The sequence below is a fragment of the Bacteroidota bacterium genome (assembly GCA_020402865.1).
In the GTDB taxonomy this organism is placed as follows: domain Bacteria; phylum Bacteroidota; class Bacteroidia; order Palsa-965; family Palsa-965.
Genome location: JADBYT010000012.1, coordinates 39,159 through 54,786 on the forward strand (window position 1 = coordinate 39,159; position 15,628 = coordinate 54,786).

General features: G+C 49.6%; 9 protein-coding genes. 3 read left to right on the top strand and 6 right to left on the bottom strand.

Annotated elements, in window-relative coordinates:
* Window positions 1-26: 26 nt before the first annotated feature.
* The 5 genes from IM638_10005 to IM638_10025 form a co-directional block, all read right to left on the bottom strand.
* Window positions 27-815, bottom strand: coding sequence for a TerB family tellurite resistance protein (locus tag IM638_10005; protein MCA6363361.1), 789 nt, complete (start codon window positions 813-815; stop codon window positions 27-29).
* Window positions 816-951: 136 nt separating this feature from the next.
* Window positions 952-4,395, bottom strand: coding sequence for a tetratricopeptide repeat protein (locus tag IM638_10010; protein ID MCA6363362.1), 3,444 nt, complete (start codon window positions 4,393-4,395; stop codon window positions 952-954).
* Window positions 4,396-4,479: 84 nt separating this feature from the next.
* Window positions 4,480-4,905, bottom strand: a complete 426-nt coding sequence (locus IM638_10015; GenBank protein ID MCA6363363.1) for a hypothetical protein — start codon at window positions 4,903-4,905, stop codon at window positions 4,480-4,482.
* 30 nt (window positions 4,906-4,935) lie between these two features.
* Window positions 4,936-5,034 (bottom strand): DUF2867 domain-containing protein, encoded by a 99-nt coding sequence (locus IM638_10020; protein ID MCA6363364.1) that lies wholly within the window; start codon window positions 5,032-5,034, stop codon window positions 4,936-4,938.
* Window positions 5,035-5,067: 33 nt separating this feature from the next.
* A complete protein-coding gene (locus IM638_10025; GenBank protein MCA6363365.1) occupies window positions 5,068-6,210 on the bottom strand; it encodes an FAD-dependent monooxygenase in 1,143 nt (380 codons plus the stop codon).
* A gap of 75 nt (window positions 6,211-6,285) precedes the next feature.
* On the opposite strand from IM638_10025, the gene IM638_10030 reads away from it, so the two are divergent.
* Window positions 6,286-6,918 (top strand): TetR/AcrR family transcriptional regulator, encoded by a 633-nt coding sequence (locus IM638_10030; GenBank protein ID MCA6363366.1) that lies wholly within the window; start codon window positions 6,286-6,288, stop codon window positions 6,916-6,918.
* Entirely contained in the window at window positions 6,915-7,343 is a 429-nt protein-coding gene (locus IM638_10035) for a hypothetical protein (GenBank protein MCA6363367.1), read from the top strand. The genes IM638_10030 and IM638_10035 overlap by 4 nt, the downstream gene beginning before the upstream one ends.
* Before the next feature lie 173 nt (window positions 7,344-7,516).
* On the opposite strand, the gene htpG is transcribed toward IM638_10035, so the two are convergent.
* Complete coding sequence (gene htpG / locus IM638_10040; GenBank protein MCA6363368.1) at window positions 7,517-9,394, bottom strand: molecular chaperone HtpG; 1,878 nt, start codon at window positions 9,392-9,394, stop codon at window positions 7,517-7,519.
* A 182-nt stretch (window positions 9,395-9,576) separates the two neighbouring features.
* Here htpG and IM638_10045 point away from each other — a divergent pair, with 182 nt between their 5' ends.
* Window positions 9,577-15,237 (top strand): right-handed parallel beta-helix repeat-containing protein, encoded by a 5,661-nt coding sequence (locus tag IM638_10045; protein MCA6363369.1) that lies wholly within the window; start codon window positions 9,577-9,579, stop codon window positions 15,235-15,237.
* Window positions 15,238-15,628 lie beyond the last annotated feature (391 nt).

Sequence of the window (15,628 nt, forward strand, 5' to 3'; positions counted from 1 at the left end):
AAAACTCAACCACCGGTTTACGTAAATTAACTGAATCCTCTTTGTTTACGGATGTTCTCGTAGGCATCCTGAATATGCTGAAATCGTTCTTTGGCCGATTTCTGTGCTTCTTCTCCCAAATCAGCCACGCGGTCAGGATGAAAGCGGAGTGCCATTTTGCGATAGGCTTTTTTCACTTCTTCATCGGTTGCGCCTGAATCAATTTCGAGGATTTTGTAATCGGCCCCCGCATCGCGGAAATACATGGCTTTGAGTGAGCCAAAGTCGCCGGAAGAAACACCCATTTGTGCGGCCAGTGTTTCAATCAGATCTGATTCTGACTGCGACACAACACCATCGGCTTTCGCGATTCCGAACAGATAATGGAGCAACTGCACACGTTGTGCCTCGGGCATGTACATTTGCAGGCGCCTGCAAATTTCAGTGGTGTTAATCTGCTGATCAAGCAGTGTGCGTAGCTGGGGCAACAGCTGACGCGTATTTTCCTCGCCAAACTGTACCACCAGAAATCGTTTCACATAATCAAGTTCTGATTTGAGCACCTTGCCGTCGGCCTTCATCATTACGGCGGAAAGCGCAAGCAGACTGCGCACAAAATCCTGCCTTGCATTCACCGGGTTGTAGCCGGTACTGTAACTATCAAAATCGGCAAATCCCGGACCGCCGCCCATGCGTCTGCCATTTATGTTGGCCACAAATGTAAACCCGTCGATAAAAGAGCCGATGAAAAAGCCCAGAAGAGCGCCCCAGAAACCGCCGCCAAGAATCCAGCCCAGCGCGGCTCCCACCCATTTAAAAAATTTAAAATTGCCCATCAGGCTTTACGCTAAATAGTTTAGCTGCAAATGTACAAACCATATACCGCTATTGGAACATACGCCACAATGGCAGGCCTCAGAAATTCAAAACGCCCCGAAAAGGGGCGTTTTGAATTATAAAGTAACGAGACTTTTACTTTTTATTACCTGGCTTGGCCGGCTTTGCGGGAGGCGGAGCAAGCTTTGTCATTATTCCCGAATCAAAAACCTGGTGATCATTGTGATACACTTCACGGCGTATAACGGTTCCGTTTTCGTCGTGGTGCAGCACTTCACCATCCAGATCATCCCACAGCCAGTTTTCTACTCGTTTCACCTGACCATTTTCGTGGAAGTATCGTTGTTCAAGATGTTTGAAGCCAGCTTTGTAGTTGCGGACCTCTTTGCTTTTGCCATTTTCATAATATACTTTCTGCACACCTTCATAATCGCCATACTCGTAATTTTCTTCCTTGTAAACGGCTCCGTTGGCGTAGTATTCTTTCCAGACACCATGCAGGTATCCGTTTTCAAAACTACCCTCAATTGATTTCTGGCCGTTGGCAAAGAATGCTTCAATTTTACCATTCCCGTTTCGAATGGGTTTACGCGGCAAAAGATTACCATCGGGACCGTTATAGGTATAACCTACCAGCGCACCGGCTTCGTAGTAGCGAATATGTGTAAGCTCACCTTCGGGACTGAAGAAACGATGTTCGCCCCAGGGTTCGCCGTTGCGGTAAAGGCCTACGCGGCGCAACTTGCCGTTTTCGTAGTAATAATAGCTGGTATCATCTTTTGAATCGAGCACATAGTTTTCTTTGTACTCTAACTGACCGTTTTCATAATAGCGTTTGCAGATGCCCTGACGGCTGCCGAGGTGGTAATTGAATTCGGCGCGGAGCTGGCCGTTAAGATGATACGATTTATAAGTGCCTTCATCTTCACTGTTGCGCATAGGGCGCTCACTCTGAATGCTGCCATCCATGTAATACCCTTTGGAAACACCGGTAATACGGCCGTTCTGATAATTCTGCTCAATGCGTACCTGTCCGTTTGGATAAGATAAACGCAATTCGCCTTTAAACTGTGTGGAGTCATAACGATATGTGTACACAATGGTGTTTCCGGTGGTGTCATAGAAATTGCTGTAACGCATCCAGCCTTCACGTATAAAATTATTTTCCACCAAACGCCCTTTGTTATCGTAGTAATACTGATTGCCATAGTTGCCGCCATTAATGAAATACTGCTTACCGGTCATCACACCACCTGCGTTATACTCAGTCCATTCCGACTGGCGTTCATCATACTGATACCAGCCTTTGGAGCTGATCTGACCGTTTGAGTGGAAAAACTTGAAGAAGCCGTGGCGCATGTCTTCCTTGTATTCACCTTTGCTTTCTACGCGGCCGTTGGCGTGGTATGTGGTGGAAGGCCCGTCTTTCATACCGCGTTTAAATTCATACTTTGATTCGAGCCAGCCGCCCTCTTCGCGGAAGAATTTCCATTCACCTTCGCGCATGTTGTTCACGAGTTCACCTTCGGCCGCTTTTGATCCGTTGGGGTGATATTCGATTACCGCAAGGCGCTGCCCGGTGAGTTTCTGATTTAGTAACACATCGCCATCTTTAGCGTAATAGCGCATCTGCTGAATCACACCAACTTTGTAGGTATTTTGGTTGTATTTGATTCCGTCAGCATCATACATAAACAAATCACCATTCAATTTACCGTCTTTTCCAAAGGTCGCTTCAGTTTCGAGTTTGCCATTACGGTGATACTCTTTCCATGAACCTACACGGTTGCCCTGTGCGGTGTATTCTCCTTCCCGTAGTTTCTCTCCCGTGCCATAATAGTTTGTCCAGCTACCTGTTTGTACACCATTGGTAAACTGTCCGGAGGTAATCAGTTTGCCGGTTGCTGAATAATCAAGAAACTCACCGTTTTCTTTATCGTTTTTGAAATTAATTACACGCGACACAGAGCCATCGGCGAAGTATTCCGTTGCTTTACCATCACGCATTCCGTTTTTGTATTCCACTTCAATACGCAGCGTGCCATCGGCAAAATAGGTTTTCACCTTTCCGTCGTATTTCCCTTTGCTCATGGAGCCTTCTTCGTACTTGGCGCCATTTGAACGGTAGGTGGTATAGGGCCCGTCCATTTCTCCGTTGGAGTATGTATATCGTTCGCGGATTACGCCGTTATCGAAATATTTTTCCTGTACCCCATTAAGTTTACCATTTTCATAATTTTCCTTTGTCCGGATTACGCCATTAATCGGATAATACCAAACCCACTCACCGGTTTCCTTACCCATGCTGTTGTAGCTTCCCTTGCCGCGCAGCAAACCGTTTCGTTCCTGATAGAACACCCACTCGCCGCGACGTTCAGGAGTTCCGGGGTCTTCTCCTTTTTTCTTCTTACTTGGCTTGGCATTCAGTTGCTGCTCACGCACTACCGGATCTATTTTACCAATACCAAAAATAATTTTGTTGTCGTGGAAAAGTATATCTACGTTTTCGGTGTTGCTCATTGCCATTTTAGCCGGATGGCGAAGATTTTTATCAATAAAATCAGTCGCCCACTTGGCAAATGCCGGAATCTTTTTCTTTTTATTTTTCTTGTATGCTTTTGCTTCTGCCTTGTCGGCTACGGTGGCAAGCGTGTAGTAAGTATATACTTCGTAGTATCCGTTTTTATACATGTTTACAAAAAACGGCACATAGGTTTGCATAAACCAGTTTTTCGAATCATCCTCCATCTTCATGCTTTCAAACATGAGCTGGCGCTGCATCACAAACTTGTATTTAAGCGTAGTGAGGTTTTTGTACGCGGGATTAAGTGCCTTTTTCGATTCGAGCAAATCAACCAGATAATCAAAACACTGATCACCGGCTTCAGAAGAAGAAAGCCGGGCTTCCGGATCTGAATCAAGATTACCGCCATACATATCTTCTATCTGAACCACTACTTTGTTGGCACGCTCACTGCTGTTATCCAGCAGCAGATAATATTCGAACGAAAGCAATGCGGGCAAAAGACGACCCTGCTCCACAAGTGCTTTACCGAGCTGAAAATGACTTGAACGATGATACTGGTTCAGTTCAATTGATTTCTGAAAACAGGTTACTGCATCGGCATATTTCTTCTGCTTCACATAGGTAAGCCCTTTATGGTAGTAGAGGTAAAAGAAATAGGGAAATTTCTCAATGCCTTCGTCGAATGCTTTGTGCGCATCGTCATACTTAGCCATCTCACGATTCGACTCACCGATATACTGGTAAAAATCGGCCTCAAAACGATTTCTCATTTTCAGCCCTTTCTGCGCGGTAATGAGGCAGAGGCTGTCGTCGTGATTATCATTGTAGGCCGAAGCGAGACGGAGTATGGCATAGGCGTAGTTCGTATCGTTCGGGTGACATTTTTTGTAATTGGTTATGGCTTTTTCGTACTTGCCGGTGAGCTCATAAAACGAGCCCTGGATAAGCAATTCACCGGAAGATGTGTATTCTTCTTCATCAACCTGAGCAAACACAGACTGCCAGGAAAACAAAAACGAAAAAACGAGGGTCAGGCGAAAAATCTGATTCATTTGAAAAGTGAACGGGTTAGGTTATTCAATGAGAATTACAACGGGTTTTACCCGGCAAACAAAAATAACAATTTCGGCGATTTATCAGTCCTGTTTAAGAAGATCGCTGAGGAGCTGATTAAGGCGTTGTTCGGCCTGCAGGCGGCCTATGGAAAACGTGGATAAATCGACTGTTTTCAGCCATGCATAAATGGCCAGAGCTTTGCGGCAACGGTCGGAAGCTGCGGCATTATCGTGGTTGTGATGAAGGAAGGCCTCCATTTCAAGTGCGCGGGCCAGCGCATCGGCCTGCGCGGGTGTGAGCGGATTTTCCTGCCCGATTAAATCTGCAAGTGCCTCCGGCGTGAGGCGGTAAAGCACTTCGGGGGTGATTCCAAAAAACGGATGATAGCTTTCGGCCAGTTCGTGCAAGGCATCTTCGCGGCGCTGCTGGTTGCGCAGGCCCATTGCCCGTGCAAGCACGCGGGCAAACTCCTCAATCATGCGCTGTACGTAATCGCGGCGATACATGTTGACTTTTCAGATAACAGACCATGGCTTTTAACATAGCCGGTGCAATGCCCGGTGAAAAAAGCCAACAGGCCAAAAGTACAAATGCCCGGCACGATTATGAAATGCTACAGCTGCAGAAAGCACCATTCGTGGTGTTTTCGCACAGCAAGCAGTTAACATTCAGACAGGGAAGCTGACATCGTACAGAAACTGAAACTGACGGCTTGCCAGCGATGAGGGTAATATTCGCATGAGCGCATTGCGCATTGCAGCAAGCAGGCGACTGTCTGTTTGCGCCAATTTACCCACGCGAAGGCTTTCTTCCACAATCCGGCTTGTGCGCGGCAGGCGCATGGCCGAGAAACTGCGCAGGCTCTGCTCCACGGTATCTGCCGTTGTTAAATATGCGGGGAGCAAAACCGCATCTTCAATGGCCTGACAGGCGCCCTGTCCGAGATTTGGCGTAGTAGCGTGGCCTGCATCGCCAAGCAGCAGCACGCGCCCGTAAGCCAGCGACTGCAGCGGCTTGAGGTCGATAATATCATTGTGCATAAGCTGTGCAGGCGGCGTGGCAGCCAGCAGTTGCGAAACGGGATAATGAAAACCGGCAAAGTGGTTTTGCAATTCACTCAGCTTCCATGCAGCGAAGCGCGGGTCGTTTTCCTGCGATGTATTTATGCAGGCGTACCAGTACACGCGGTTGTTTGTGAGCGGACAAATGCCAAAGCGTCCGGCCGTATCCCATGTTTCGCTGAAGGCGATGCGCGTGGTATCTACCGTGGCGGCAGTAACGCCGCGCCAGCAGGTGTAGCCGGCATAGCGATGTGCAACATGCGGCAAAAGCTGGCGGCGAATCGTGCTGTGAATGCCGTCGGCCGCAAGAAGCAGGTCGCCCTGCCAGGCGCTGTTGTCGGTAAAATGCAGTACAATACCGGCGGCTGTTTCGCTGAAATGGCTTACGGTTTTGCCGGTGTGTAATGTGCCCGGCAGCAGTTTGCTGCGCAGCAGTTCATGCAGTTCGGCACGATGCAGCGTGTAGGTATGCATTTTACCCGACGGATGCGAAAAATCGTTTGCCGAAATTACGTTCCCGTTCCGCGATAAAATCAGTGCTTTGTCAATAAGCGAACCCGCCGCAATAACCTCTTCGCCTGCACCAATGCTTTTGAGCGCACTTATCGCATTTGCGGCCAGCGCAATACCTGCACCCACAGCCTTTAGTTCGGGTGCGCGTTCGGCAAGTTGTACTTCATGCCCCGCGCGCTGAAGGGCAATGGCTGCGGTTAATCCGCCTATTCCGGCTCCGGCAATGAGAACTTTCATATTACCAAGATTTAGAACAAATGTACTAATTTATTTTTCACTGGAACATTTGTACTAAATATTTATTTTTACAGGGTGACTACCAAAGAACGCATACTTCGCACCGCGCTTGAACTTTACAACAAATCGGGTCCCGAAACCGTAACCGTGCGGCACATCGCCGCCGAAATGGGCATCAGTCACGGCAACCTCTGCTATCATTACCCCAACACCGAAGCCATTGTGCGGGCGCTGTATGATGAGCTGGTGGCCGAAATGAACAGGATGGTAACGGATTCGCAATCAAATTCGGCAGGCGATTTGAAAGCGGTTTTGCAAATGGTGCTCCATGCGGCGCGGCGCGGCTTCGAAACATTGTATCGTTACCGTTTTGTGTTGCTCAACTTCCACGCGATCATGCGGAGCGATGAATACATCCGCAAAAATTACAGTGAACTGACGCGTCAGCGTCAAACCGAATTCAGAATGATTACCGATGCGCTCATCCACGCCGGAATCTTCCGCCCCGAAAGCTTTCCCGGCCAGTACGATCTGCTCATCGAGCTTCAATTACTGGCCGGCGACAACTGGATAGCCCGTGCAGAAATCATTCGTAAAATGAATAAAACACAGGCAATAAATTATTACACCGATGTACTGCTTTCGCCGTGGACGGCGATAATGACCGAGCAGGGAATGAAGATGTACAGAGAGCTTTCAGGGAAATGAGTAACCGAAATCGCCGGAAAAATAAAATACGAGATAATAAGCGGAAGGCTCGGCGAGATGCTCCTCCGGCTCAAGGCTGGTTTGGAAAATTTCTTGATGTGGTTTTCTTTGAGTTTTATCTTGTTGGAAAAATAGCCCAAAGAGGGATTAGTGTTAGTGGTCAAACTTCATGGATAATGTTAATGATTGGGGTAATGTATTTCCCTCTATTATTTGATAATGCGTCAAAACAGCTGAGTCTTTCTATAAAGATATTGATTGGCATTCAACTGCTTTTACAACTCATTTGGTGGTTGCGTTATGGGAATGACACACAAATTGAATTACTGAAAGTTAGACGCAGAGACAGACATCCTCTTATGTTTTTAGTGATCTGGGGGCCAATTTTTGGGTATCCGCTTTGGCGGTTATATGTGTGGTACTAACTAAAGACAACGCCCGCCAAATATCGATTGGCGGGCGTTGTTAATTATTTTATAGCATGCACAGAACGAAGTCACAGACTTCGCTAAATGTTCCGAAAAGCTACGGCAGTCTTCGACAGCTTAAACTTTTCGGAGCATTTTGAGTTATACAGCCGAAACTTTTCAGGGCTATATCAACCAATCATTTCAACCGATCGGCGAATGAATTTGGTTAACTCCTCGCCTTTGAGTAATCCCTGAGCAAGCAACGCCAGATCGGCCGATTGCTTGAGGAGTTGCTGTTGTTTTTCGGCATCAGCCTCCTGCGCAATTTTATAAATGAGCGGATGATTTGCATTTACCACAAGGTTATGCATATCGGGCAGTGAGCCGTAAAAACCTGCACTGCCGCCCGAAAGCGCGCTCATGTCTTTCATACGTCGCATAAACTCAGGACGCGTGATCAGCATCGGGGCCTCTGTTTCGCTGAGCGACTCGAACACTACCGTGTATTTTTCTTTGGGCACAATGCCTTCAACCACAGGCTTGAGTTTATCTTTTTCTTCATCGCTCAGCTTCGAGGGTTGCACATCGTCTTTGGCAATGAGTTTATCCACCGTGTTCGAATCGACACGCACAAACATGGTGTTTTCGAGTTTCGACTCGAGGAAGTTGATGTAATGCGGATCAATCGGACTGTCGAACACAAGCACATCGTAGCCGCGCCCGGAAGCTGAATGAATATAGCTGTGCTGCGCCTCGGTATCGTTGGTGTAGAGGAATACCACTTTTTTGTCCTTGTCGGTTTGCACGGTTTCCACGTGCTGGCGGTATTCGTCGAGGGTGAAGTATTTACCTTCCGTATTTTTCAGGAGTGCATACTTGCGTGCGCGTTCGTAGAACTTATCGTCGCTGAGCATGCCGTATTGTACGAAGATGCGGATATCATCCCACTTCTTCACAAAGTCTTCGCGGTCTTTTTTGAAAAGCTCGTCGAGTTTATCCGCCACTTTTTTGGTGATGTGGCTGCTGATTTTCTTCACATTGGCATCGCTCTGCAAATACGAGCGCGATACGTTGAGCGGAATATCAGGCGAGTCGATTACACCGCGCAGCAGCGTGAGGAAGTCGGGCACAATTTCTTCTACTGAATCGGTTACGAAAACCTGATTGCAGTAGAGCTGAATTTTATCGCGCTGCGCATCGAGTGTTTTCTGCAGGCGCGGGAAATAGAGAATGCCGGTGAGGTTGAAGGGATAATCGACGTTGAGGTGAATCCAGAAGAGCGGATCTTCGAAATTCATCGGGTAGAGTTCGCGGTAAAACGCTTTGTAATCGTCGTCGCTGAGGTCGGCGGGCTTTTTGGTCCAGGCCGGCGCCGGGTTGTTGATTACATTGGGAACGGTGGTTTTTACCTCGTTGCCTTCGTCGTCTTTGCTGGTTTCTTCGCGTTCGCCGAAGCGGATTTCCACGGGCAGAAACTTGCAGTATTTGGTGAGGATGCCGCGCAGACGGTGCTCTTCGAGAAATTCCTGTGAATCGTCGGCAATGTGCAGGATAATATCTGTGCCGCGATCATCGCGCGAGGCTGCTTCGAGTGTGTACTCAGGGCTTCCGTCGCAAATCCAGCGCACGGCTTCGGAGCCTTCTTTATAGCTGCGTGTTACAATTTCTACTTTGTGCGCCACCATGAATGCCGAGTAGAAACCGAGGCCGAAGTGACCGATGATACCGTTTACGGCGTCGGACTTGTCTTTGTATTGATTTACAAATTCCTCAGCACCGGAGAAGGCTACCTGTGCAATGTACTTTTCGACCTCTTCGGCTGTCATACCAATGCCACGGTCGGAAATGGTGACAGTTTTGGCAGCGGGGTCGGTTTTTACACTCACGTAAAGCTGACCGGCTTCACCGGTAAATTCGCCCAGCGAGGAAAGCGCCTGGAGTTTGCGGGTAGCATCTACCGCATTGGAAACCAGCTCACGCAGAAAGATTTCGTGATCAGAATAAAGGAATTTCTTGATAATCGGGAAAATGTTCTCTGTCTGAACGTTGATTTTGCCTGTGCTCATGGAGTAGTATGTTAAGACCTCGTAGAGTTGACCAAAACTGTGCCGGGAGAAAATCCTGCCATTTTGACACTACCTGAGGATTAAAAATTTTGTCGTGGATGGACGGGACAGCAAGAGAAAGGGAGGGCAAACGCCTGTTTTTGTTTACTTTCGGGTTGAGCAAACACAAAACCTGATTCCAAATGAAAAAAGTTACCCTGATTCTTGCCGGGGTGCTGTTGTATTTTGCCGCTGAGGCCCAGCTGAACGGTACTTATACAATTGATGCCCTGCTACCGGCAAGCGCAACTAACTATCAAAGTGTCAATGCAGCCGTTGGCGATTTAGCCACCGGCACCCGCACCGACGGCGGGCCGGTAAACGGCCCCGGCGTATCGGGCCCGGTTGTGCTGCGTATTGATGCCGGCTCCGGCCCCTACAACGAACAAATTACCATTCCGGCCATCACAGGCACATCGGCCACAAACACCATTCGCCTTACCGGTGGCTCCGGTCGCGAAGCGATTACGTTTACCGGCACCACCACCGCCGACAGGCAGGTGATTAAACTCAACGGTGCGCGCCACATCATACTCGACAGCCTCACCATTGTGAATAACGACATCGGCTTCGGTTTTGGCGTACACATTACCAACAGCGCCGACAGCAACCGCGTGAGCAACTGTGTGGTGAGTGTTTTCAATGCCTCCACAAGCACAAACTTTGCCGGAATTGTAATTGGCGGCACCTCTGTAACTACAAACAGCGATGCCGGCGACGATAACGTAATTGAGAACAACACCGTGGAAGGCGGCTACTACGGCATCACCATGCGCGGGCAAAGCACCACCATTTTTAACCAGCGAAACCGAATTGTAAATAACATTATCCGCGATACCTACTTCTACGGCGTGTACTGTATTTACCAGAACCTGCCCGAAATATCGCGCAATACCATTTCGGGACGCGCCACGCAAACTTCTTCCTCATACGGTATATTCATCAGCAACACCGACTTGTTTACCTGCGAGCGCAACCGCATTTTCAATGTAGGTCTTTACGGTATTTTTATTACCACAGGCAACAACCAGGGTGGCACCGGTACAACACGCGTAAAAGTGGTAAACAACATGGTTGGCGGGGGCTGGCTTTCGGTTAATCCCTACGGCATTTATGTGGCAGGCACCTCGCGCCTGATCGATATCTGGCACAACTCGGTAAGCTTAACCAGCGGCAACGGCCGTGCAATTTATGTGCTTGGTACTTCGTCGGGACTTGACATAAGCAACAACTCACTTGCTGTATTTGGCTCTGCAACCGGCTATGCACTGTATGTAAATACTGCAGCAATGGCTACCACAATTGATTACAACAATTACTGGGCGCCCGGCTCTTCCAACTTCGTTTTCATCGGTGCGGCTTACACCACTGCAAACTATATTGGCGGCGGCGGTTTCAACAACAACTCGCGCAGTGGTGATCCGATTTACATCAACAATTTCAACAACCTGCACACCACCGCCACACAACTTTTCGATGCAGGCACCAACCTGGGCATAACCACCGATTTCGACGGCGATATGCGTCCGATGGCCCCCACAAGCCTGTACGACATAGGTGCCGATGAATACACACCATCGGTAAACGATGCCGGTGTGCAGGTGCTGGCCAGTCCGGCGCAACCTTTTGGCGCAGGTTTGCAAACCATAAGCACACGCATTTTCAACTTTGGTGCAGCCACACTTACCAGCGCTACCATCAACTGGCGTGTAAACAATGTCGCGCAAACGCCGTTTAGCTGGACCGGCAGCGTACCCAGCAACAGCCTTTCGGCTCCTGTAAACATTGGCACCTTTACTTTTGCCAGCGGCACCACCTACAACATGAAATTCTGGACATCGAATCCTAACGGCGTTACCGACCAGAATTTCCTGAACGATACGCTTACGCTGAGTGTATGCGTGGGTTTAAACGGAACCTACACCATTGGCGGCCCCGGTGCCGATTACCCCACCATTTCGGCGGCAGTTTCAGCCTTGGTTTGCGGAGGTGCTGCAGGCCCGGTAACCATGCGCCTAAACGCGGGTCAGGGACCGTTTAACGAGCAGGTGATTATTCCGTTTGTGGTTGGCGCTTCCCCCGCACGCCCGGTGCGCTTTACCGGTGGTGCTAACCGCGAGACGGTGACTTTCAACGGGAACCTTTCGTCTGAACGCGGCGTATTTGTACTCAACGGAGCACACAACATTACGCTCGACAGCTTAACCATTATCAACACCGGCACCACACAGGGTTACGGTGTAAAACTCACCAACAGCGCCGATAGTAACATTATCCGAAATTGTATCGTGCGCCTTGATACGGTGAGTACTTCCGCAAACTTTGCAGGTATTACCATTTCCGGTGCCACTGTAACTGCCAATGGAAACTTTGGCCGCGATAACCTGATTGAAAATAACTTCGTAAGCGGAGGTTATTACGGAATCACCGCCCGTGGTTTTTCCACCACCATATTCTCGCCGGGCAACCGGATTATCAACAACACCATTGAACGTTTCCACTATCATGGTGTATATTGTTTCTATCAGAATAAATTGGAAATAACCAGAAACGATATTCGTGCGCGGGTGGCACGTTCAACGGCCACCTACGGCATAAACATTGCCTATGCCGATTCGCTTACCGTGGAACGCAACAATGTGCGCCGCTTTGGTACGTATGGCATTTACATGACTTACGGAAATTACCAGAACAACACCGGCACATTCCGCGCAAGGGTTACCAATAACATGATTGGCGGCGATGTAAACGGCGGTACTCCTTACGGAATTTACATTACCACCAACTCGCGCAACTTAGACATCTGGCACAACTCGGTGAGCCTTAACAGCGGCAATGGCCGTGCCATTTACATTCTCAGCGGATCGGGAAACAATGTGCAAAACAACTCGTTTGCGAATTTCAATTCCACTTCGGGTTGGGCACTGTACATAAGCAGTGTGGCCAACGTAAACGGGGTGGACTACAACAACTATTTCATACCCAACTCCACAAACTTCATTTTCATTGGCGGTGCTTACACTACGGCCACTTACGTGGGCGGAGGCGGTTTCAACGTAAACTCGCGCCACGGCAATCCGTTTTACGTAAACAACCTTACCGACCTGCACAGCTTTGCCTCGCAGTTGTATGATGCGGGAACCAACCTCGGCATTAACGTGGACATTGACGGCGACGTGCGCCCGATGGCTCCCACAAACCTGTATGATATAGGTGCCGATGAGTTTGGTGTAATCAACAACAATGCCCTGCCGGTTTCGTTGTCGTCGCCCATTAACTTTGCCTGCGGCGACAGTGCGCAGGTGATTTCGGTGGTGGTAAGCAACCTCGGTGCCAATACCATTACGTCGCTGCCCGTTACGGCGCAAATCACAGGTTTTGTAAACACCACACTTACTACCACGTACACCACGCCCATTCTGTTCGGGCAAACTGCCACCATTAACATAGGCACCATAAACGCCTACGCAGGCGGCACACTTAACCTGACCATTTACACACAGCTTGCGGGCGATCAGGTATTGGGCAACGATACGCTGCGCACACAAATTACAATCACTCCTCTCGCAGTGCCCGCAGTGGGTGCCAACGACACGGTATGCAACGGCGATCAGGCAGTACTGACAGTAAACAGCGATGGCTTTGACCATTTCTGGTACACTTCGCCCACAGCTACCCTTCCGGTTGCGCAGGGTGATACACTGGTAACTCCGGCACTGGTAAGTTCGCAAACCTATTATGTAGCTGCACTTACCTCAGGCTCCGGCAACCTTACCACACAGTTTACCGGCGGCAACGGTTGCGAAGGTGCTATGTTTAACATTACTCCGGTGGTGGACATGGTGCTCGATTCGTTTGATGTGAATCTGGGCTCTACCACCATTCAGGGTGTACGCGTGTTCTGGCGACTTGGCGGCTATCAGGGTTTTGAAACCACCCCGACCGCCTGGACAGTGCTCGGACAAGACAGTGTGCAGGGCATGGGCGCAGGACAACCTTCGCGCGTGCATCTTGGCGGATTGTTTCTGCAGGCCGGTCAAACGTATGGTTTGTATTTCCACAATCCTTCATCAAACATCGACTACACTACCGGCTCGGCCAACTTCAGTAATACGGATGCTGCTATTTCAACAGGCGCGGGCTTGTGCGGTTTGTTTACTTCTGTAAATGCCGGACGTATTTTCAACGGACGCGTGTATTACACCAAAGGCTATTGCCCTGCATCCACACGCACACCCATTACGGTAACCGTGCTTCCGCGTCCGCAGGTAACACTTGGCCCCGACACCACGCAGTGTGGTCCGCGTGTGCTTAACGCAGGCAATCCGGGCAACACGTTTACATGGTCAACCGGCGATACCACGCAGCAAATCTCGGCCGGGCTTTCCGGTCAGTACTCCGTTGCGGTGAGTGATGGGTTTTGTGTGGGACGCGATACGGTGAACCTTACTATCAACCCCATTCCGCCCGTAGCTGCATTTGCGTATGTGGGCGTGCTTTGTCAGGGCCAGCGTGATACACTTGTGGCCACCGGCGCAGTAAACTATGTATGGAACACCGGCGGCACCAGCAACACCGAACCGATTTTCCCGGCTACCACCACTACTTACTCCGTTGTCGGAACTGATTTTGTGGGATGTTCAGACACAGCCTCAATTACAGTAGTGGTAAATCCGAACCCGACTGTAAGCTACACGGCTTCGCCGGACACAGTGTGTGCGGGAAGCAGCACCACACTGAGCGGCGCCGGCGCACAAACCTATGTATGGAGCAACAGCGTGGTTGACGGTGTACCGTTTACACCCTCCACATCGGGCAGCTACACGGTAATTGGCACTGATGCTAACGGATGTGTGGACACCACTGTAGCGTCTATTGTGGTGAATGCAATTCCCAACGTAAGCTACACCGCCAGCAGCACACAGCCCTGCGAAAATACACAGCTCACACTCAGCGGCACCGGCGCACAAAACTACAGCTGGACCGGTGGCGTGAATGACGGCGTTCCCTTTACCGCCACCACCACCACTACATACATCGTAACCGGAACAGATGCCGCCGGCTGTAGCGATACGGCTTCAGTTACCATTAACGTGTTGCCGGCTCCGGTAGTAGGCATCAACACAAGCGGCAACACGGTATGTGCGGGCAACGCAGTTACATTGAGCGGAACCGGCGCGCAAACTTACACGTGGACTGGCGGCATAACCAACGGCGTACCGTTTACGCCTGCCACTTCGGGCAGCTACACGGTAACGGGCACCGCAGCCAACAACTGCAGCGCCACCGCCACAGCAAACATTACCGTAAACGCATTGCCCAACGTAGCACTCAGTCTGCCGTTCAGCACCATCTGCTTTGATGATGCCAATGCTGTGCTTAACGGCGGCACACCCGCAGGCGGCAACTGGAGCGGCCCCGGCGTAACCGGCAGCAGCTTTGATCCGTCGGCCGCCGGCAACGGTACACACGGCATAATTTACGCTTACACAGATGCCAACGGCTGCAGCAATCAGGCCACGCAAAACGTGGTGGTTGATCCCTGCATCGGCATTCATGAAAATACCGTTACGCTGATGCAGGTATATCCCAACCCGAACAACGGTATATTCACCGTAGCTTTTGGCGGCAATGAAATGATGCAGCTGCAGGCGTTTGATGCCACCGGCAAACTTATGTTTGATGCACAGGTATTGCCCGGCACGGTTCAGCAAATGGAGTTTGCCTCGGCCGGCCTGTACACGCTGGTGGTAATTACTGCCGATGGCAGCCGGACCACGCAGCGCGTGATAGTGACGAAGTAATTACGAATATTTATTTGGTTGATCTCCGCAGGTAGTATTATCTGCGGAGATTTTTTTGTAGAAACAAGCAAAAAAACGAACAGAATCTGTTACTATTTTGCCTTAATCCTGTGCCGCACAGTGTCAAGTACTTCAATCGTTTTATCAAGCAGTTTCAATACAGCTGAAGTATCTATATACCTGGATAAATCGACGGGCTCTTCTGAAACCGGAACAGTATCGTTCGATGTAAGGCACCTGCCTTTATTCGAGCGTTTCACATGAATATCATACTCATCAAAAAGCCTGCGTTTGGACATTACCAGTACACAACTGTCGGTAATACAATTCTTATCGCTCAACACAATCTTTGCTATAGCAAATTTACTTGTTGGCTTGCTGATTACCTTCA

What these genes read in the sequence shown, in the direction of transcription:
- htpG (MCA6363368.1), bottom strand. Translation starts at nt 9,394, where the DNA reads ATGAGCACAGGCAAAATCAACGTTCAGACAGAGAACATTTTCCCGATT.
- IM638_10010 (MCA6363362.1), bottom strand. Translation starts at nt 4,395, where the DNA reads ATGAATCAGATTTTTCGCCTGACCCTCGTTTTTTCGTTTTTGTTTTCC.
- IM638_10045 (MCA6363369.1), top strand. Translation starts at nt 9,577, where the DNA reads ATGAAAAAAGTTACCCTGATTCTTGCCGGGGTGCTGTTGTATTTTGCC.
- IM638_10020 (MCA6363364.1), bottom strand. Translation starts at nt 5,034, where the DNA reads ATGGTGCTTTCTGCAGCTGTAGCATTTCATAATCGTGCCGGGCATTTG.
- IM638_10015 (MCA6363363.1), bottom strand. Translation starts at nt 4,905, where the DNA reads ATGTATCGCCGCGATTACGTACAGCGCATGATTGAGGAGTTTGCCCGC.
- IM638_10005 (MCA6363361.1), bottom strand. Translation starts at nt 815, where the DNA reads ATGGGCAATTTTAAATTTTTTAAATGGGTGGGAGCCGCGCTGGGCTGG.
- IM638_10025 (MCA6363365.1), bottom strand. Translation starts at nt 6,210, where the DNA reads ATGAAAGTTCTCATTGCCGGAGCCGGAATAGGCGGATTAACCGCAGCC.
- IM638_10035 (MCA6363367.1), top strand. Translation starts at nt 6,915, where the DNA reads ATGAGTAACCGAAATCGCCGGAAAAATAAAATACGAGATAATAAGCGG.